At 60.6% G+C, this 18,860-nt stretch carries 18 protein-coding genes; 15 read left to right on the top strand and 3 right to left on the bottom strand.

Annotated elements, in window-relative coordinates; translation table 11 throughout:
• The first annotated feature begins 66 nt into the window (after positions 1-66).
• From OIS50_RS11700 to rodA, 14 genes are all read left to right on the top strand, one after another.
• Positions 67-399 carry a (2Fe-2S)-binding protein gene (locus OIS50_RS11700; RefSeq protein WP_264690827.1) on the top strand — a complete coding sequence of 111 codons (333 nt, stop codon included), beginning with the start codon at positions 67-69 and terminating at the stop codon, positions 397-399.
• Positions 400-488: 89 nt separating this feature from the next.
• The gene (gene iscX, locus OIS50_RS11695) at positions 489-728 is read left to right on the top strand and encodes a Fe-S cluster assembly protein IscX (RefSeq protein ID WP_059067060.1); all 240 of its coding nucleotides are present in this window, start codon (positions 489-491) and stop codon (positions 726-728) included.
• A gap of 92 nt (positions 729-820) precedes the next feature.
• A complete protein-coding gene (locus tag OIS50_RS11690) occupies positions 821-1,294 on the top strand; it encodes a KdsC family phosphatase (RefSeq protein ID WP_264690825.1) in 474 nt (157 codons plus the stop codon).
• 114 nt (positions 1,295-1,408) lie between these two features.
• Positions 1,409-1,603, top strand: coding sequence for a cold-shock protein (locus tag OIS50_RS11685; RefSeq protein ID WP_119444997.1), 195 nt, complete (start codon positions 1,409-1,411; stop codon positions 1,601-1,603).
• A 156-nt stretch (positions 1,604-1,759) separates the two neighbouring features.
• The gene (locus tag OIS50_RS11680) at positions 1,760-2,662 is read left to right on the top strand and encodes a geranylgeranylglycerol-phosphate geranylgeranyltransferase (protein ID WP_264690824.1); all 903 of its coding nucleotides are present in this window, start codon (positions 1,760-1,762) and stop codon (positions 2,660-2,662) included.
• Positions 2,663-2,785: 123 nt separating this feature from the next.
• Positions 2,786-3,970, top strand: a complete 1,185-nt coding sequence (locus tag OIS50_RS11675; RefSeq protein WP_264690823.1) for an outer membrane protein assembly factor — start codon at positions 2,786-2,788, stop codon at positions 3,968-3,970.
• A 107-nt stretch (positions 3,971-4,077) separates the two neighbouring features.
• Positions 4,078-5,247: a BamA/TamA family outer membrane protein gene (locus OIS50_RS11670; RefSeq protein WP_264690822.1), complete on the top strand. Its 1,170-nt coding sequence runs from the start codon at positions 4,078-4,080 to the stop codon at positions 5,245-5,247.
• Between the two features lie 164 nt (positions 5,248-5,411).
• Positions 5,412-6,992 (top strand): bifunctional phosphoribosylaminoimidazolecarboxamide formyltransferase/IMP cyclohydrolase, encoded by a 1,581-nt coding sequence (gene purH, locus OIS50_RS11665; RefSeq protein WP_264690821.1) that lies wholly within the window; start codon positions 5,412-5,414, stop codon positions 6,990-6,992.
• 186 nt (positions 6,993-7,178) lie between these two features.
• Positions 7,179-8,204: a rod shape-determining protein gene (locus OIS50_RS11660; RefSeq protein WP_264690820.1), complete on the top strand. Its 1,026-nt coding sequence runs from the start codon at positions 7,179-7,181 to the stop codon at positions 8,202-8,204.
• A gap of 129 nt (positions 8,205-8,333) precedes the next feature.
• Complete coding sequence (gene mreC / locus OIS50_RS11655) at positions 8,334-9,260, top strand: rod shape-determining protein MreC (RefSeq protein WP_264690819.1); 927 nt, start codon at positions 8,334-8,336, stop codon at positions 9,258-9,260.
• Entirely contained in the window at positions 9,260-9,784 is a 525-nt protein-coding gene (locus OIS50_RS11650; RefSeq protein ID WP_264690818.1) for a hypothetical protein, read from the top strand. The genes mreC and OIS50_RS11650 overlap by 1 nt, the downstream gene beginning before the upstream one ends.
• A gap of 196 nt (positions 9,785-9,980) precedes the next feature.
• Positions 9,981-11,819 carry a penicillin-binding protein 2 gene (gene mrdA, locus OIS50_RS11645; protein WP_264690817.1) on the top strand — a complete coding sequence of 613 codons (1,839 nt, stop codon included), beginning with the start codon at positions 9,981-9,983 and terminating at the stop codon, positions 11,817-11,819.
• 38 nt (positions 11,820-11,857) lie between these two features.
• Positions 11,858-12,232, top strand: coding sequence for a four helix bundle protein (locus tag OIS50_RS11640; RefSeq protein WP_264690816.1), 375 nt, complete (start codon positions 11,858-11,860; stop codon positions 12,230-12,232).
• Between the two features lie 26 nt (positions 12,233-12,258).
• Positions 12,259-13,548 (top strand): rod shape-determining protein RodA, encoded by a 1,290-nt coding sequence (gene rodA, locus OIS50_RS11635; RefSeq protein ID WP_264690815.1) that lies wholly within the window; start codon positions 12,259-12,261, stop codon positions 13,546-13,548.
• Positions 13,549-13,682: 134 nt separating this feature from the next.
• On the opposite strand, the gene OIS50_RS11630 is transcribed toward rodA, so the two are convergent.
• Entirely contained in the window at positions 13,683-14,930 is a 1,248-nt protein-coding gene (locus OIS50_RS11630) for a hypothetical protein (RefSeq protein ID WP_264690814.1), read from the bottom strand.
• Positions 14,931-14,970: 40 nt separating this feature from the next.
• Between OIS50_RS11630 and OIS50_RS11625 the strand changes: the two genes are divergently transcribed.
• Positions 14,971-15,297, top strand: coding sequence for a (2Fe-2S)-binding protein (locus OIS50_RS11625; protein ID WP_264690813.1), 327 nt, complete (start codon positions 14,971-14,973; stop codon positions 15,295-15,297).
• Positions 15,298-15,693: 396 nt separating this feature from the next.
• Here OIS50_RS11625 and recO read toward each other — a convergent pair whose 3' ends face one another.
• Together recO and porZ are read right to left on the bottom strand one after the other, a co-directional pair.
• Positions 15,694-16,413: a DNA repair protein RecO gene (gene recO, locus OIS50_RS11620; RefSeq protein WP_264690812.1), complete on the bottom strand. Its 720-nt coding sequence runs from the start codon at positions 16,411-16,413 to the stop codon at positions 15,694-15,696.
• Between the two features lie 78 nt (positions 16,414-16,491).
• Entirely contained in the window at positions 16,492-18,843 is a 2,352-nt protein-coding gene (porZ, locus tag OIS50_RS11615) for a type IX secretion system anionic LPS delivery protein PorZ (RefSeq protein ID WP_264690811.1), read from the bottom strand.
• Between the last annotated feature and the right edge of the window lie 17 nt (positions 18,844-18,860).

The raw sequence follows: 18,860 nt of genomic DNA, 5'->3' as shown, positions 1-18,860 counted from the left end.
CGGGTTCAGGCTTTATGGAAAGGCGTGCGTACCTTCGCGGCCGCATTTGTAACAGCACAGGATTCAGTGAAAGCCGTCAATATCACCTTCAAGTTTTCGGACGGGCAGCCCGAGCAAACCCACGTGGCCGCTGAGGGCGAGTCGGTGCTCGATGTGGCGCTCAACAACGGCATTCAGCTGCAGCACAACTGCGGCGGCGTGTGCGGTTGCAGCACCTGCCACGTGTACGTGCTCCAGGGGGGCGACGAACTGCCCGAAATCAGCGACAAGGAAGAAGACTTCATCGACCGTGCGGTAAACCCGCGCATCAACTCGCGCCTGGCTTGCCAATGTGTGGTACAAACCACCAGCGAAAACCTCGTTATCGAGGTTCCGCCGCAAGATTTCCTAGGTCATTAATCTTAAGTTATTCGTTGCCAGGTGTGCGGTGTCAAGTAAGCTCGACAATGCGCATCGGCAACCGAAAACCGCAACTGACAACCCCCCTTATGACTCATTTTGAGCCGCCCATGCAGTGGCAAGACCACGAGGATATTGCCATGGCGTTGTACGAGAAGTTCGGCGACGACTTCACGGAGGCCAAGATCTACCGCATCCGTTTCACCGATTTACTCGAGTGGATTCTGAGCCTGCCCAACTTCGAGGGCACCCGCGAGCAAGCTAACGAAGGCCATTTGGAGCAAATTCAGGCCAAGTGGGTGTACGAGTGGCGCGACAACCAGAAATAAGAGAAACCAGCTCATCCATCAGCAGCAGCAAGTGACCGGTAGCAGGCGTTGCCGGTCACTTGCTGCTTACGGGGCCCAATGCGGTGCTTGCCATGCTAGATTTTTCGGCCGTTGAGGCTTTTGTATTCGATGTTGACGGGGTGCTGACCGACGGTACCTTGCTGGCCCTGAGCACGGGCGAGCAGGTGCGCAGCTTTCACATCCGCGACGGGTTTGCCATTCGGCACGCGCTGCGCCGCGGCTACCGGGTGGTTATCATTTCGGGGCGGCAGGAGGAGGGCGTGCGCAAGCGCCTGGAGTCGCTCGACGTAACGGAAATTTACCTGGGCGTCGACGACAAGCTACAAGTGTTCGGCGCGTGCGGCCTCGATCCGGCCCGCGTAGTGTACATGGGCGACGACGTGCCCGACCTGGAGGTAATGCGCCGCTGCCACCTGGCTGCCTGCCCCGCCGACGCCGCCGCCGATGTAGTCGAAATCAGCCAGTACGTTGCCAAACTGCCTGGGGGCCACGGTGCTGCGCGCGAGCTAATCGAAACGGTGATGAAAGCGCAGGGCAAATGGTAGCCCCTGCGTTTACAATTCCTTAACATTAGCCGACTTTGATACAGGGGTTGCAAGTGTGAGATATTCCGGTACATTTACCGGAACATTATTCACCTTTTCCCTTTTCGCGTACCAATGAAAACAGGAACCGTCAAATTCTTTAATGAGTCGAAGGGCTACGGCTTCATTACGGAAGATGCCACCAAGGAAGATTTCTTCGTGCACATCACTGGCCTGAACGGGCTGCAGATTCAGCAGCACGACCGCGTGGAGTTCGACACCCGCGAAGGCCGAAAGGGTATCAACGCAGTTAACGTGAAGAAGGTATAGGTTACGATTACGCGTTTTCGCGTTACCCCCATCAAAGACCCTCCCGCCACGCGTGTGAGGGTCTTTTTTATGCCATAGGCGGCGAAGGTGGGTGTGGGCGCCTAGCTTTGCAGCGCGGGGGTGGCCCTGTGCTGCACCTTCTTGCTTTTCGTTGTTATGCCTGTTCCCGTCAGTGCCTCGTTGCCTCAGGGCGTGGCTGCCCGCTGGCGCCACCTAGGGCGGTTGGTGCGGTTGCCTAACTTGCTGATTATGGCCTTGTGCCTGACGCTGACGCAAACGTGCTTGCTGTTTCCGCAGCAGCCCTTGCAGGCCCTCCTCAGCGAGCGGTTTCTGCTGCTGCTGCTGGCCACGCTGTGCGTAGCGGCCGGGGGCTACATCATCAACGATTACTACGACATCAAGATCGACGCCATTAACCGCCCCGGGCAGTTGGTGGTGGGCCACAGCGTAGGCCGCCGCGCCGCCATGATGGCGCATCTAATCCTATCGTTTGAGGGAGTACTGGTGGCGGGTGTGCTCAGCCGCGTGGTGGGGGCCGTAACCCTGGGCGCCGCGCTGCTGCTGTGGGGCTACTCGGCGCGGTTTAAGCGCCTGCCGCTGGTGGGCAACCTGAGCATTGGGTTGCTTACGGCCGCGCTGGTGCTCTTGCCCGAACTGTTGCAGCGTACCGGCAGCACTGCCGTGTGGGCCTACGCGCTGGCGGCTTTTCTGCTCACGGTGGTGCGCGAAATCATCAAGGATATTGAAGACATGCGCGGCGATGCGGCCCACGATTGCCGCACCCTGCCCCTCATGATTGGCGTAGCCCGCAGCAAGTGGGTGGCCGGCTTGTTTCTGGCCAGCCTTGGCTGGCTGGTAACGGCCGCCGCCGTGGAGGGGTTTGCCACCGGCTATTGGCGCCTGGGGCTGTGGCTGCTCGGCGCCGTGCTGGGACCCATGCTGATGATGGCCTGGCAACTGCTGCGGGCCGACCGGAAACGGCATTTTGCCCAGTTGAGCTTGCTCTGCAAGCTCACGATGCTGGCTGGCGTACTCTCCATGCTGGTGCTCGGCCGTTAGCACGCCTAGGTGCGGGGCAACCGCAAGGGGCAGAGGGCCGTTAGCGCATCGTTGCCCACTCGTTGCGGTTAGCCAAGCGGTAACGCACCGCGTTGCTACCTGCGGCCCATTCGTGCCTACTCCATGTTATTCCGGCTTTGCCTCGTGTCTGGCTTGTGCCTTGCGGCCGTTTCGTCGGCCCGTGCCCAAACCCCCGACTCCACCGCTGCCACTGCGGCGCCCCCCACCACCACGCAACAGCCATTGCCCGCCGCGCAACCGCCCAAAGACCCGCGCGATAAGCCCAGCTTTATTCCGGCGCCCGTGGTGTTCTACGAGCCCGAAACGGGCTTTGCGGTCGGCGCTACGTTTTTGCCCACCTGGCGGCACGGCCGCGATACCACGGTGCGCAAATCCAACGGGCGCATCGGGGGGTGGTACTCGCAAAAAAAGCAGCTCAACCTGCAGCTTTCGCACACCATCTTCACGCGGCAGGAGCGCTACCTCATCATGGGCGACATCCTGTTTTTCGATTACCCCATCTTCTTCTACGGCATCGGCAACGACACCAAGCTGCGCGACGAAAGCGAGATTTCGTACAAGCTGCTGATTGTGCAGCAGCGCGGCCTGAAGCGCTTCCGGCCCTTTTGGTTTGGCGGCGCCACCTACCGTTTCACCGATATGCGCAGCATTCGGGCCGATAAGCCTACCGTGAACGACGGCGACACGCCCAATCTGCTGCTGGGTCTCGAGGAGCGCGAGCGGCAGCCCACCCGCATTTCGGGCCTGGGTCCCACCATCATTCACGATAGCCGCGACAATATCCTGAGCTCCTTCACGGGTAATTACCTGGAGCTGCAGGCCCTGTTTAACGCCAAGGGCCTGGGCAGCGACTACAACTTCACGCGCTACCTGCTCGATGCCCGCCACTACCAGCCGCTGTTCGGTACCACCAACACCATCTGGGCCTCGCAGGTGCTCGGGCAGTTCCACAACGGCTCCGTGCCGTTTCGGGAGCTGGCCAACCTAGGCGGCATTAGCTTGCTGCGCGGCATTTACGAAGGCCGTTTCCGCGACCGGCAACTGATAGCAGCGCAAACCGAAATTCGCCAGCACCTGTTCTGGCGCATCAACGGGGCCGTTTTTGCGGGGGTGGGCCAGGTAGCGCCGCACGTCAACGATTTCGGTTTCGGCCGCTTCAACGTGGCCGGCGGGGCCGGTATCCGCTTCCAGTTCAACCGCCGCGACCGTATCAATGTGCGCTTCGACTACGGCGTGGGTACGGGCGGCAACAGCGGCCTGTACTTCGGCGTGAACGAAGCTTTCTGACCTAGGCAGCCGAGACGAAAAGCGGCGCCGGGCAAGCTCATCTTTTCATAGCATTATTCGTGTACATTTAGCAGCCGCCCGGGTTGGGCGGCTGCTATTTTGTATTGATGCGTAGCCGTTTATTTCTGCTTGCGCTTGGGGTGCTGCAGGTTGCCGCCCACACGTCCGAAGCCCAGACCCTGCCGCCACCCGCCGCCGACGAGCCAGCCCCGGCGCCCGCGGCAACTGCTCCGCGCAAGGAGCGCCGCGTGAAAGTGGCTGCCTTGCCCATCGTGTTTTCGCAACCCGAAACCGGCCTTGCCTACGGCGCGGCGGTGCTGCCGGTGTGGCGCTTCGGCACCGATACGGCCACGCGCAGCTCCACGGCGCGCTTGCTGGGGTACTACACCCAAAAAAAGCAGTCGAGTGCTTCGCTTACCTACACCATTTTCACGGCCGGCGAAAAGTGGGCCTTGAACGGCGAGGCGTTCTACTTCAACCTGCCGATTTATTACTACGGCATCGGCAACGATACCCGCAAAGCCGAGAAAAGCGACATTTCCTACAAAGTCGTAATCGTAACGCAGCGCGTGCTCAAAAACCTGCGCCCTCATGTGTTTGCCGGCCTGAGCTACCGCCTTACCGATCTGCACCACATCCGCATCGACGACCCGCTTACCGACGATGCCACGCGCCCCAACCTGCTGCTCGAGCGCGACGCCCGCGAGCGGCAAACCACCGTTACCTCGGGCGTGGGCCCCACGTTTCTGTACGACAACCGCGACAACATTCTCAGCGCCTGGCGCGGCAGCTACCTCGAGGCTACGTCGCTTTTCATGGGCCGCTACCTGGGCAGCGACTACGGTTTCACGCGTTTGGCGGTGGATGCGCGGCATTTTCGGCCGCTGCTCCGCGGCTCTACCAACACCATTGTGGCCGGGCAGGTGCTGGGGCAGTTTCATTCGGGCCGGGTGCCGTTTCGGGAGTTGGCCAACCTAGGCGGCGAGCGAATGATGCGCGGTATTTACGAAGGCCGTTTCCGCGACCGGCAAATGGTGGCTGCTCAGCTTGAACTGCGCCAGAAGCTATTCTGGCGCCTAGGTGGCGTGGTGTTCGGGGCGGCAGGGCAGGTGCACGATCAGCTCGGCCAGTTTCGCCTCAACGATTTCAACGTAGCCGCCGGGGCCGGCCTGCGCATCGCCGTCAACCGCAAAGATCGGCTGGCCATCCGCATCGATTACGCTGTGGGTTCGGGCCAATCGAGCGGGCTGTACTTCGCTTTCAACGAAGCATTTTAGGGCATATCACGCCGCGGGTGCAGGCTTTGCCTGCAGTGCATCCGAGCACAGGACACCTGCCCACCTAGGTCAGCAGATAACAATTCGGTAACGCAGCTGGGTTGAGGGTGCCGGCGGCAGGGGCTACCTTCGCCCCGCGTTTCACCCCAATTTGCCTGCTTACTATGTCTACCGTGCCGTCGCTCACCACCCCCGAGTCGGTTGCCGATGCGCAGCTGTTGCCCATCCGCGCTGCCCTCGTATCTGTGTACTACAAAGACCGGCTCGAGCCCTTGGTGCGCCTGCTGCACCAGCACGGCGTAAAGCTGTACTCTACGGGCGGCACGCTCAAGTTTATCGAAGGGTTGGGGGCCGAGGTAACCGCCGTCGAGTCGCTTACGGGCTTTCCGGAAGTGTTTGGCGGACGCGTAAAAACCCTGCACCCCAAGGTGTTCGGCGGCATTTTGCACCGCCGCCACGAGGCTGCCGACCTGCAGGAAGCCGAGCAGCACCAGATTCCGCCTATCGATCTGGTAATCGTCGACTTGTACCCATTTGAGGAAACCGTGGCCAGCGGTGCTGCCGAGGCCGATGTTATTGAGAAAATCGACATTGGTGGCATTTCGCTGCTGCGCGCCGCGGCCAAAAACTACCGCGACGTGCTGGTAGTAAGCTCGCGCGAACAGTACCAGGCCGTAACCGAGCTGCTCGAAACCCAGAACGGCGGTACCTCGCTGGAGCAGCGCCGCCACTACGCCGCCGCGGCTTTCAACCAAACCTCGCACTACGACACCGAAATCTTCAACTACCTGGCCCTAGGTACCAAGCTGGCTGGCAGCACCCTGAAGATCAGCCAGAGCCCGGCCACGCCGCTGCGCTACGGCGAGAACCCCCACCAGCAGGGCACGTTCTACGGCGACCTAGGGGCGCTGTTCGAGCAGCTGCACGGCAAGCAGCTGAGCTACAACAACCTCGTGGACGTGGATGCCGCCGTGCTGCTGATGCAGGAGTTTCGGGAAGGCAAACCCGCTTGCGCCATCCTGAAGCACACCAACGCTTGCGGCATCGCGCAAGCCGACACGCTGCACCAAGCCTACCTGAATGCGCTGGCCTGCGACCCGATTTCGGCTTTCGGCGGCGTTATCATCGTGAACCGGGAAGTAGATGCGGCCACCGCCGAGGAGCTAAACAAACTGTTCTTCGAGGTGCTGATTGCGCCCGGCTTCGCTGCCGATGCCCTGCCCACGCTGCAAAGCAAAAAGAACCGGATTCTGCTGCGTCAGAAGCCGGTGACTTTCCCGCAAAAGCAAGTGAAAACCCTGCTCAACGGCATCATCGAGCAAGACTTCGACCGCGTGGTAGAAGGCCGCAACGAGTTCCGGACGGTAACCGAAACCGTGCCTACTGCTGAGGAGGTAGAAGCCCTGGAGTTTGCCCTGAAAGTGTGCAAACACACCAAGAGCAACACCATTGTATTGGCCAAAGCCGGTCAGTTGTTGGCTTCGGGCGTGGGCCAAACCTCGCGCGTCGATGCCCTCAAGCAGGCCATTGAGAAAGCCCGTTCGTTCGGCTTCGATCTGCAGGGCGCCGTCATGGCCTCGGACGCGTTTTTCCCCTTCCCCGACTGTGTTGAGATTGCCGGCGCGGCTGGCATTAAGGCCGTGGTGCAGCCCGGCGGCTCTATTAAGGATCAGGACAGCATCGACGCCTGCAACCGCCTGGGCATGGGCATGGTGCTCACCGGCGTGCGCCATTTTAAGCACTAAGCGCTTAAGTACTTAGCTAAAAAAAGACCCGGCTGGGGAATATCAGCCGGGTCTTTTACGTTTAGGGGCCCAATTAGCATGCCCCATCCGGCGCAAAGGGGTTGGGCTTCGCCGAAGAGTGCTTACCTTTGCCCACCTTTTTGCAAGCGCGCAACACGCGCCTTCTCCTTCAATTGCCGCTACTCAATGGGATTTTTCAACTTCCTCACCAGCGACATCGCCATTGACCTGGGCACGGCCAATACGCTCATCATCCACAACGACAAAATTGTGGTTGACGAGCCGAGCATCATCGCCAAGGACCGTACGACCAATAAAGTAATTGCCGTGGGCCGGCAAGCGCAGCAAATGCACGAAAAGACCCACGACAACATCAAAACCATTCGTCCGCTGAAGGATGGCGTAATTGCCGACTTCCACGCCGCCGAGGAGATGATCAAGGGCATGATTCGCATGATTGATGCGAAAACGCGCCTGTTTCAGCCCTCGCACCGCATGGTTATCTGCATCCCGTCGGGCATTACCGAGGTAGAGAAGCGCGCCGTGCGCGACTCGGCCGAGCATGCCGGTGCCAAGGAAGTGTGGATGATTCAGGAGCCCATGGCCGCCGCCATTGGTATTGGTATCGACGTGGAGCAGCCCGTGGGGTCGATGATCATCGACATCGGGGGCGGCACTACCGAAATTGCGGTAATCGCCCTTTCGGGTATCGTGTGCGACCAGTCGATTAAAACGGCCGGCGACGTGTTCAACCAGGACATTCTGGACTACATGCGCCGCCAGCACAACCTGCTCATTGGCGAGCGTTCGGCCGAAAAAATCAAGATCGAGGTAGGCGCTGCCCTCACCGAGCTGGAGGTAACGCCGCCCGACTTTGAAGTGCGTGGCCGCGACCTGATGACCGGCATTCCGAAGGTTATCAAGGTTACCTCTGCCGAAATTGCCATTGCCCTGGATAAGTCGGTAGCTAAAATCGAAGAGGCCACCCTGAAGGCCCTCGAAATTGCTCCGCCTGAACTCTCGGCCGATATCTACGACAACGGCATTCACCTGACGGGTGGCGGCGCCCTGCTTCGCGGCCTCGATAAGCGCCTGGCCGCTAAAACCAAGCTGCCCATTCACGTGGCCGAGGACCCGCTGCGTGCCGTGGTGCGCGGTACCGGTGCCGCCATCAAGAACATCCAAGGCTTCCGCAGTGTGCTTTTGACTTAGGTCAAAAGAATTAAAAATTAAGAATTAAGAATTAAAAATTGGCCGTCCGGCTGCGTCGCCCTTCGGGGTATTTCGCAAACCGGAAACGCCAATATTTCTTAATTCTTAATTTTTAATTTTTAATTCAACATGAGAAATCTGCTCGCTTTCCTTTTTCGCTACCGGGGCATCCTGGTGTTTGCGTTATTGGAAATCGTGAGCTTGATTATGCTCATTCGCAACAGCGCTTACCAGCGCGCGGCCTTCTTCAACTCCTCCAATGCCTACGTGGGGCGCGTGTTGGAATTCCGTACGCAGGTGTACGACTACTTCCGGCTGGTTGAGGTGAACAAGGCCCTGGTAATCGAAAACGCGCAGCTGCGGCAACAACTCTACCGCTCCGATATTGCCGGCCGCTTGCCCGACAGCCTGGGGGTGCCCGGCGATACCACCGGTACCCGCCTGCGCCCCGATACGCTTATGCTGGGTATGCAGGCGGTGCTCACGCGCTCATCCGATTACCCGCTTATTCCGGCGCGCGTAATTAACCAAACCTTACGGCGCGTTGATAACTACCTGACGCTGAATGCGGGCAGCAGCCAGGGCGTGCAGCCCGGCATGGGCGTGCTTACGGCGGGCGGGGTAGTGGGCCGCGTGCGGCAGGTGAGTGCGCATTACGCCACCGTAACCTCGGTGCTGCACTCCAAAACCAACCTGTCGGCTAAGTTGCGGCGCGACGGTACTTTTGGCACGATTAAGTGGCTGGGCGAAGACCCCACCCACGCGCTACTCGACTACATTCCGCGCCAGAATAAGCTTGTGCGTGGCGACACGGTGGTTACCTCGGGCTACAACGCTGTGTTTCCGGAAGGCGTGATGGTGGGCACGGTCGATTCGTTTACCAAAGAGCCCGACAAAAACTTCTGGACGGTGCGCGTGAAGCTGGCCGTCGATTTCTCCAAACTAACCTACGTGTACGTGGTAGGCCCGCAGCCGCGCGCCGCCGAGCGCGACACGCTGGAAACCCGTTCGGGGTTGCGTACGCCCGCCGCGGGCGAGGAAGGAGGCCAACCCTGATGGGCAACGTAGGGCAAATACTGCTGCAACTGCTGCGCTTCGCTATTTATGCCGGCGTGCACGTGCTCCTGATCAGCCGGTTGTCGCTGTTCAACGTGGGCTGGTGCCTGTTCTACCTAGGCTTTCTGCTGTTCCTGCCCATTGCCACGCCCATTGTGCTGCTGCTGGTGCTGAGCTTCCTGACGGGCTTCACCATGGATTTGTTTTACGACACGGGTGGGGTGCACGCCGCCGCGGCCGTGCTGCTAGGTTACCTGCGCCCGTGGGTGCTGAAGCTGCTCACCCCGCGCGACGGCTACGATGCCCAGGACTCCGTGAACATCCACCAAATGGGCTGGCAGTGGTTTTTGGTGTACCTCGTGCTGCTGGTGAGCATTCATCACTTCGCTTTCTTCTTCCTGGAGCTGGGCAGCTTTAGTGCCGTTGGGCTTACCCTGCTGAAAGTGCTGGCCAGTACGCTGTTCACGGGTATTACCATGCTCATCGTGCAGCTACTGTTTTTCCCGGCCAAGCGCCGCAGGTAGTTTTCAGCTATTAGCTGGCAGCTATTAGTTGTTAGCTTTTAGTTGCCAGCGTCTTTCGTCGCAACTGGCACGTAGGCAACCCGGAGTTCTCAGCTAACAGCCAGCAGCTAATGGCTAACAGCTCATACCTAACCTCTTATCTTTGTAGGCTGATTGCACCTAGGGCAGTCACCTCACTTTCAGATCGTAACGCAACTTGCAATACTTAGAAGGCCGCAAATTTGTCGTGCAGGGAATATTCCTGGCAGTGGCGTTGGTGTTTGCGGTGCGGCTCTTCCACATTCAGGTGCTCGACGGCAGCTACAAGCTGGCGGCCGATAAAAACACGTTGCAGCGCATCGTGCAAACGCCCTATCGGGGCATGATCTACGACCGGAACGGGCAATTGCTGGTGCACAACACCCCCGTGTACGACCTGCTGGTGATTCCGCGCGAGGTAAAAAACCTCGATTCGGCGCGCTTCTGCCAACTGTTGCAAATGCCCATCGAGGAGTTGCGCGAAGGCCTGAAAGCCGCCAAAATCTACTCGCGGTCTAAGGCCTCGCCGCTGGTGCAAAACCTCTCGACGCCCGAGTTAGCCGCTATTCAGGATAACCTCGTCGATTTTCCGGGCTTCAGCATCAAGGCGCGCATGGCCCGCGCCTACCGCACCGAGAACATGGCGCACGCCCTAGGGTACGTGGGGCCGATTTCGCCCCTGATGCTCGAAAAGCCCAAGTACGCCAAGTACATGCCCGGCGACTTTTTGGGCATCAGCGGTTTGGAATCGTTCTATGAAAAGGAGCTGATGGGCCGCCGCGGCGTGCAGTACCGCATGGTGAACGTGCGCGGCGTGGAAAAAGGCGCCTTCCGCGACGGGGAGTTTGATACGCTATCCGTAGCCGGGCAGGATTTGCACCTGAGCATCGACGCGGAGCTGCAGAAGTACGGCGAGTTTCTGATGCAGGGCAAGCGCGGCTCCGTCGTGGCAATCGACCCCAAAACCGGCGAGATACTGGCCTTTGTGTCGGCGCCGGCGTTCGAGCCCGCCCGCCTGACGGGCAAGGGGCTGGGCAACCGCTACATGGAGCTGCTGCGCGACGAGTCGCGCCCACTGTTCAACCGCCCGCTGGCGGCCACGTACCCGCCGGGCTCGGTGTTTAAGCTGGTAAACGAAGCCATTGCCTTGCAAGAGGGAGTCGTTACGCCGCAAACCGGCTTCCCGTGCAATCAGCGGCTGGTGCGTTGCACCCACCGCCACGAGTACCCTGCCAACTCTACCATTGCCATCAAGAACAGCTGCAACCCTTACTTCTACCAAGTAATGTTTGCCACGGTGCGGCGCGGGCGTTCTACCAACAAGTTCAAAGATGCCGCATTGGGCCTGGCCGAGTGGCGCAAGCATGTCACGTCGTTTGGGCTGGCGCAGCACCTAGGCGTCGACATTCCGGGCGAGCGGATGGGCCTCATTCCGTCGCCCAATTTTTACGACAAGCGCTACGGGCAAAACCGCTGGAGTTATAAAACCGTGTACTCGCTTAGCATCGGGCAGGGCGAAATTGGTATTACCCCGCTGCAAATGGCCAACCTGATGGCCATTTTCGCCAACCGCGGGTGGTACTACCCGCCGCACTTTGTGCGCCGCATCGGCGGTGGCGGACCGCTGCCGCAGTTTACCCAAAAACACTACACCACAGTAGCGCCGCAGCATTTCGAGTCGATTATTCCGGGGATGCTGGCCGTAGTAAACCAGCGCGGCGGTACCGGCATCAACGCCAACCTCTCGGATGCCGGCATTTGGGTAGCCGGCAAAACCGGCACCGTGCAAAACCCTCACGGCGACGACCACGCCACCTTTGCCGCGTTTGCCCCCGCCGAAGACCCCCAGATTGCTATTTCAGTTTTCATCGAAAACGCCGGTTTCGGCGGCTCCTCGGCCGCGCCGCTGGCCGGGCTGATGATAGAAAAGTACCTGCGCGGTAAGGTGGCGCCGTGGCGCAACCGTTGGGAGCAGTGGCTACCCGGCCCGGCGCACCGCTTCATCACGAAACACTGAGTCAATTAAAAATTGAGAATTAAAAATTAAAAAATAGGATGAAGGGCGGTAACGTTGTGCTCGATAAAAGCTACGCTTATTCGTTGCGAATTGTACGCCTATACCTGCATTTAAAATCCGAAAAGAAGCCTATGGCATTGGCTGAGCAGGTGCTGCGCAGCGGTACTTCTATCGGGGCTAATATAGAAGAAGCCGTAGGCGGTTTTTCGCGCAAGGATTTCGTGGCGAAATGCAGTATTGGCTACAAAGAAGCTCGCGAAACCCATTATTGGATCCGGTTGCTGCGCGATGCGTGCTTAATCGATACCCGTTTGGCCGAGTCGCTGCTGACAGACGCCGAGGAACTGAAAAAATTATTGGCGTCAATCCTGCTGGCTACGCGCCGTCCGGAAAATTCGCCCAATAATTTTTAATTTTTAATTCCTAATTTTTAATTGATTTGAACCAGGTTCGCTACAGCCGCAGCATCGATTGGGTAACGCTGTTGCTTTACATCCTGATGGTAGGCGTTGGGTTGCTCAACGTGTACGCGGCCTCGTACTCGCCCGAGGTACCCTTTTCGCGGGTATTTACTTCGGATTGGAGCGGGCTGATGGCCTTCAACTGGTTTAAGCAGTTGGTGTGGATTGGCGCGGCCGTGGTGCTGATTGTGGTGCTCATCGTAATCGACCACAAAGCCTACGACACCTTTGCCTACGTGCTCTACGGCGGCATGATTGCGCTGCTGCTGGTTACGCTGGTAATTGCGCGCCCCATTGCCGGCTCGCGCTCCTGGCTGGAGCTGGGTCCCGTACGCCTGCAGCCCGCCGAGTTTGCCAAGTTCACCACGGCCCTGGCCGTGTCGCGGTTTATGGCGGGCATCAACCTGCGGCAGCAAAACTTTCGGCAGCAAATGGTGCTGGTGGGGCTTACGCTGCTGCCCCCGGCGCTCATCATCGCCTCCAACGAAACCGGCCAAGCGCTGGTGTTCGGGGCCTTTTTGCTGGCGTACTTCCGCGAGGGTATGTCGCCGCTGATTCTGCTGATTCTGGCCGCCGCAGCGGTGGTGCTCATTCTGTCGCTGTTGGTGCCCAAGCTGTGGCTGGTGGGGGTGTTCACGGTTATTCTGGCGCTGGTGTTCGTGTTCAACACCCGCATTTTCCGCCATCACCTGCCGCTGGCGCTGTCCACGTATGCCGTGGTGGTAGGCATGGTGTTCGGCGTCGACTTCTTTTACAACAGCGTGTTGCAGCCGCACCAGCGCAAGCGCATCGAGGTGCTCATCAACCCCTCGGCCGACCCGCTGGGCTTTGGCTGGAACGTGACGCAGTCGAAAATTGCTATCGGCTCGGGCGGCCTGCTGGGCAAAGGCTACCTCGAAGGCACCCAAACCCGCTTCGACTTTGTGCCCGAGCAAAGCACCGACTTCATTTTCTGCACGGTAGGCGAGGAGTGGGGCTGGTTTGGCACCATGCTCACCATCGTGCTCTTCATGACGCTGCTGGCGCGCATTATTTACGTGGCCGAGCGACAGAAATCGGTGTTCGGACGCACGTACGGTTACTGCGTGGCCAGCATCATCTTCTTCCACTTCTGCGTGAACATCGGCATGACCATTGGCCTGGCGCCCGTGGTGGGTATTCCGCTGCCGTACTTCAGCTACGGCGGTTCCTCGCTGTGGTCCTTCACCATCCTGCTGTTCATCTTGCTGGCCATTGATGCCTACCGCAAACAGGATTTGGTGCGCTAACCCGCAACCCTAGGTACCACCAGGGCCCCTAAAAATAAACAGCCCGATGCGGGCGGTGGCCTCGGCTACCGCCCGCATCGGGCTGTATGCTGGTGCCCCTGGGCCGCGAAGCCCTAGAAGCACCTAGGGCGCTGCTAAGCAAATTTGCGCTCGATCAGGCGCAGCAGCTTGGTTACGTGCTCTTCCTTGCGCACCCACTGGTAGCGTTGCGCCAGCTCGTCGGTTACGTACGTGCGGGCGGCATCGGCCGAAGGCAGGGAGTCGAGGTGTTCGATGGCGGCATGGTATTCCATGTTCTCGCCGTTGAATAGCTCGTTGATGAAGCTGAAGCGCTGGTTAATGGAAATGGCCCCGCGTAGCGAGTCTATTTTCGGCTGGGCCTCGGCAATGCTGTTGCCGTTGGCTTTCACGCCCAGTTTCTCACCTAGGGCTACCGGGCGGTTGCTGGCCAGCTTATCGTTGAGGGTGTTGATGGGCGATACCGTTTCGGCCAAGGGCTTGGGCCGAGCCGAAGTTGCCGCCTCGGGCGTGGGCTGGGCCGCAACCGCATCGTAGGCCGGAACCTCGGAGGCAGGCGTGGGCTCGGCAGTGCGCACCGGCTCCGGCGACGAAACGGGCGTAGGTGCGGCCTCTTCCCGCTCGGCAGTCGGCTCGCTAGCAGGGCCGGCATCAACCGAAACGACCGGGGCAACAGGCGCAGCCACGGCGGAGGGCGGCTCGGGCAGCGGCTGCGGAGCGGCAGGCTGCGCCGGCCGTAGCTCGCTCGCCGTAATGGGCAGCAAAGGACTCAGTTCGGCCAGCAGGCCACTCAGCGTTTTTACTTCCTGGTAGCGCGCGTCGCAGTACACCCGGAAACGGGTGAGCAGTGCGTCGCGCTCCTGCGGCAACTCGGCCGGCAAGCTCTCGATAAACTCCTGGTACAGTGATTTATTGACCTCCACATAACGGAGCGCGTCGCGCAGTTGCGCGGGCGCAACGGCGGCCTGCTCGGCGGGCAGCAGCTTGCTTTCGAAGATGGCGGCCGGATCGAGGGCGGTGCGGAGGGTATCGGCTGCGGCCTGGGCCAGCAGCGGCTCGTAGGTGGCGCGCGTAAGCTTTATACGGCGCGAGAGCAGGTTCATTAACTGGGTTAGGGCCTGGCGTACGGCAGCGTCTTCGTAGTCGAAATACGGGCTGCGCAGGCGGGCCATTTCTTGCGTCCACTGGGCCAGCAGTTGTTGCACCACGTACAGGTTCAGCTGCCGAATGGGAGCCAGGCGCAGCACGGCCGGGCCATCTAGGGTGGTGCCAACGGGTTGTGTGGCAAAGTACTGGTCGCAGAGGCGGGCCGCCAGCCGGCGGCCGTAGGCCAGTAGCTGGTCGTTGCTATACGTATCTTGCATCCTCAAAAAAAGCCTGCTTCAAGTAGGCAAGTTAGCCAAAATGCCTACACTAACCGTGCAAAACCTGCCCGGCGGACCTATCAACGTAAGCAGCGGCCAGACGTTGTTGCGCGCCCTGCACGAAGCCGGCCACGACTGGATGCACGCCTGCGGCGGCAAAGGGCGGTGCACGACTTGCCGCATCGAGCTGGTAAGCGGCGCCGAAAACCTGGCGCCGCCCACCATGCACGAGCTACGTTACCTGAACACAGGCCGGCTGGCCGCCACGGCCCGCCTCACCTGCCAGGCGCAGCTGCCGCAAGGCGAGGTAGTGGGGCGGGTGCCCGAAGCTACCAAGCTGCCGCACGTGCAGTACCTGGGAGAGTAGGGTAGCTTTATTCGGAACCTAATTGTGCGCTGACGCAAGCAACCTGGGCCCCTGGGACGGTCCACTGGTCCACTGGCGCGAGTCTTAGCCCGCAGCGCGCGACTCGTGCCCGAGCATGGAGGGGAGTCTCCAGACTCCCGGGCGTTGCGCGGCACCTAGGGAACGGCTTGCTTTCGAGAGATGCCTGACATTTCAGAGGCTACCGGCACCTAGGCCGGATCGTTCACGGCACGGGAGTCTGGAGACTCCCCTCCATGCTGCGGCACGAGTCGCGCGCTAAAGCGCTAAGACTCGCGCCAGTGTGGCCAGTGCGGCCAGTAACTTGTGCAAATTCGCGCCAGTGGGCTTGATTTTACTATCCGGAGACGCGGACTGCAGAGTCCGCGCCACTTCGTGCTACAGTTCGGCCAGTACCTCCGATAGCACATCGAGGGAGCGAACGTCGCCGAGGCCTTCGATGTGGAGTTGGTAGTAGCGCAGCAAAATGTTGAGCAAGTCGCGGCGCACGCGGCCGTTCGGGATGGTGGCGCTTTCGGGTTGGTGCAGCAGCTCGTCGTAGAAGTGCTCGAACTCCTGAAAGCGCAGTACGGTGCTGCGGGCCGTGGCCGATTGGTTGATATCGGAGGCGAAAGCCACCTGCTCGGTAATCTGCTGCCCCGACTCGGGCCCGAACCCTAGGTAGCCAGCCAGGTTCAGCAGAAACAGCAGCGGGAAGTTCTCGAAACCGGTTTCCTGCTCGTCGAAGGCCACGATGGCGCTGAACAGGAAATCGAACAGCGCAGGGTTTTCTTCTTCCTCGCGCAGGGTGCGGCCCGCTACTTCCGACAAAAACAGCACGACGCTGCTCTTGCGCATGTCGTACGGGATGCTGCGGAACGGGCGCACGCAGCGGTACTCCGACAGGCGCGTGAGGCCGCCGCGCGGCGACACGTAGGCCACCATGTCGAGCAGGGTGAAAGGCTGAAACAGCGCGATGCGCCCCGGCGGCTTGGCTTTGCGCACCCCGTTCACGATGTACGACTGCACGCCGCGCTCTTCGGTGTAGATGCGCGCAATAATGCTGGTTTCGCGGTACTTCAGGTAGTTCAGGACGATGCCCCGGGTTTTGATCAGCATGCTGCTAGAGGAAGAATCAAGAAGGAAGAAGCAGGAAGAAACAGAACAACCATTCGTCCTTTATCATTCTTTCCTTACTCACTTCGAAAGCACGGCCACCTTCGAAATACAACCGTTTTTGCCATGCGCATCGGCCGTAAGCACCAGGTACACGCCCGATTGTACGCGCCGGCCGTTGTAGTCAGTCAGGTTCCAGACCACGGTGCCGCCGGTGGCGCGGGTTTGGTACACCAGCGTACCCGTAATGTCGGTAATCTTTACCTCGGCGTTGTTGGCCAGGCCCGATATGCCCACTTGCCCGCTGAAATCGGCGCGCACCGGGTTAGGAAACACCTTCGCGCATTCCACTTTGCCTTCGGTAACGGTGGCCGAGCCGCGGTAGCTAACCAGGCCGCCGTCGGTGGCTACCCACACCTCGCCCGTGTAATCGTCGACTGCTACATCTACAATGCGGTTGGAGGGCAGCGGGCTGTTGTCGGTGGTGAAGTGCAGCAGGCCCTCGTCGCCGTCGGGGCTGAACAGCCACAGGCCGTTGTCGGTACCAAACCACTTGCGGTTGGCCCCATCCACGGCAATGGCTTTTACCACCTCGGCGTACAGCAGTTCGTTGCCGCGGCCTTCACCCCGCCGCACTACGGGCCGCGCAAAGTCGGGCGCATCGGCGTCGAACACCTGCCCGGGGTTGCTGTACACGGCCACGCCGGCATCGGTAGCGGCCCAAATGTCGCCGTTGCGGTCTTTGGCCAGGTCGTGCACGTTTACGGCGGGGAGGTTGTAGCTGGCAATGGCAATGCTGCGATGGCGGCCGGTTTCAGGGTCGTAGGCCACCAGGCCAGGCGAGCTGCGCCGGTCGCGACTTACCCAGGCGTGCCCTAGGTCGTCGAACACCAGCCGCTCCAGGTTGCCCGACCCGGGAAACGCCTGCGCGGCCTGCCAGGTGTTGGTGGCCGGCGTAAACTTGAACAAGCCCGGGAAGTTGGTTACGCCCTGGACGTCGTTGCGCCCCCAGCGGTTTACTACCCACACATTGCCGTCGGGGTCGGTGGCCACGTCGGTAACGCGCACGAACAAAGGCAGGTTAGGGTCTTGTGGGTCGGTGATGCCCGAGCGCAAAGGGCTGTTGCCCAGGCCAAACACCCGAAACTCGCCGGGACCTTTCCATTGCAGCAAGCCTTGCCCGTAGCTGGCCACGTACAGGGTGCCATCGGGCGTGCGGGTGCCGCGGCTTAGGTCGAGCAGGTTGGGGTATTGGTTGGCCGGCAGGGTTTGGGCGTTGAAGCTGGTCCAGCGGCCGTCGGCATCGTACTGGTAAAAGCCGTTGCGCGACCCAAACTGCAGGTAGTTTTCCTGGTAGCCGCCCGTAAACACCGTAACCGTGCGCGTGGCCCCATCGGTAAGGATGTTGAAAGCTGCGGTGGTGGGCGGCGCGTTGCTGACGAAGCTCTGCGCGTTTTGCCCGTTGGCATCGATGCGCACCAACCCGTTCCGGAAATCGGCTACGTACACCGGGCCGCTCACGGCCCGCACGGCATCGCGGATATCCGCAAAGGCGGTAGCCTTGAGCTGGTAACGGCTGTTGGTGCGGGTATTGAGCACGTTTACGATCGTAGGCTCGGCCACCAGCAGCCCCGCCCCCGATGAGCGCAACGAGCGAAAATCGGCGGCGCCAAAGCCCAGACTTACCAGGCCAGCCCCCACCGCGCGGTACAGGTTGTCGTTGTTGATGCCGGCAAACACTTTGCCCTGGTGCGCAACCACGTTACGGTAGGGGTTGCCGGGGCGCGGCCCAAAGCCCGGGTAGCCGCGCCAGTTGTTGAAATCGAGGAGGTTGGTGCCCAGGCGCCCGCGCAGCAGGCCCGCGCTGGTGGCGGCGTACAGCGAGTCGTTGAGCACGGCGGTGGCGTATACCTGCGGCACGGCCCCGCGCGGCGCGATGTTGGCGTAGGTGTCGCGGATTTCGCGGCGCTGCAAATCGAGCACTACAATGCCAAAGCTGGTGCTTAGGTAAGCCAGGCGGCGCGCAAACCCAATGCTGTAAATTTCCTTGCTGCCCGAAATGGCCTTGCGCCGGATATCGGCATACGACGTAAGCAGCCGGCCCGTGGCATCGAGCACATCCACGGTGCCGCTGCGGTAGGCCACTACTACTTGCTGCGTGAGCGAGTCGTAGGCCACGGCGCTAACGCCCACGTCGGTAAGCCCGTCGCGGCGCGAGAGCAGCTGCAGGCTGTTGGTTTCTTTATCGAAGGCGTAGAAGGCATCCTGCGCCACCACAAACACGCGCTTGCCGGCATCGGCCAGCATAAGGCTGCGGTTGGTGGGCAGGTGCAGCTGCCAGTCGCCGTAGGCCGCGGTACGCTGCGCGGCGGCCTGCCCCGCCGCGCAGGCCAGCCCAATCAGCAGCAATAGCAAACGGAGCGCGTGTGTCATCTCAGCGGGGCAAAAGC

The sequence above is a fragment of the Hymenobacter sp. YIM 151858-1 genome (assembly GCF_025979705.1).
Classification (GTDB): Bacteria; Bacteroidota; Bacteroidia; order Cytophagales; family Hymenobacteraceae; genus Solirubrum.
This window is presented reverse-complemented; position numbering and strand designations above follow the sequence as displayed.

Excerpts from the sequence above, each read along its gene's own strand:
- iscX (WP_059067060.1), top strand. The coding sequence starts at position 489 with ATGACTCATTTTGAGCCGCCCATGCAGTGGCAAGACCACGAGGATATT.
- OIS50_RS11690 (WP_264690825.1), top strand. The coding sequence starts at position 821 with ATGCTAGATTTTTCGGCCGTTGAGGCTTTTGTATTCGATGTTGACGGG.
- OIS50_RS11685 (WP_119444997.1), top strand. The coding sequence starts at position 1,409 with ATGAAAACAGGAACCGTCAAATTCTTTAATGAGTCGAAGGGCTACGGC.
- OIS50_RS11680 (WP_264690824.1), top strand. The coding sequence starts at position 1,760 with ATGCCTGTTCCCGTCAGTGCCTCGTTGCCTCAGGGCGTGGCTGCCCGC.
- OIS50_RS11675 (WP_264690823.1), top strand. The coding sequence starts at position 2,786 with ATGTTATTCCGGCTTTGCCTCGTGTCTGGCTTGTGCCTTGCGGCCGTT.
- OIS50_RS11670 (WP_264690822.1), top strand. The coding sequence starts at position 4,078 with ATGCGTAGCCGTTTATTTCTGCTTGCGCTTGGGGTGCTGCAGGTTGCC.
- purH (WP_264690821.1), top strand. The coding sequence starts at position 5,412 with ATGTCTACCGTGCCGTCGCTCACCACCCCCGAGTCGGTTGCCGATGCG.
- OIS50_RS11660 (WP_264690820.1), top strand. The coding sequence starts at position 7,179 with ATGGGATTTTTCAACTTCCTCACCAGCGACATCGCCATTGACCTGGGC.
- mreC (WP_264690819.1), top strand. The coding sequence starts at position 8,334 with ATGAGAAATCTGCTCGCTTTCCTTTTTCGCTACCGGGGCATCCTGGTG.
- OIS50_RS11650 (WP_264690818.1), top strand. The coding sequence starts at position 9,260 with ATGGGCAACGTAGGGCAAATACTGCTGCAACTGCTGCGCTTCGCTATT.
- OIS50_RS11640 (WP_264690816.1), top strand. The coding sequence starts at position 11,858 with ATGAAGGGCGGTAACGTTGTGCTCGATAAAAGCTACGCTTATTCGTTG.
- OIS50_RS11630 (WP_264690814.1), bottom strand. The coding sequence starts at position 14,930 with ATGCAAGATACGTATAGCAACGACCAGCTACTGGCCTACGGCCGCCGG.
- OIS50_RS11625 (WP_264690813.1), top strand. The coding sequence starts at position 14,971 with ATGCCTACACTAACCGTGCAAAACCTGCCCGGCGGACCTATCAACGTA.
- recO (WP_264690812.1), bottom strand. The coding sequence starts at position 16,413 with ATGCTGATCAAAACCCGGGGCATCGTCCTGAACTACCTGAAGTACCGC.
- porZ (WP_264690811.1), bottom strand. The coding sequence starts at position 18,843 with ATGACACACGCGCTCCGTTTGCTATTGCTGCTGATTGGGCTGGCCTGC.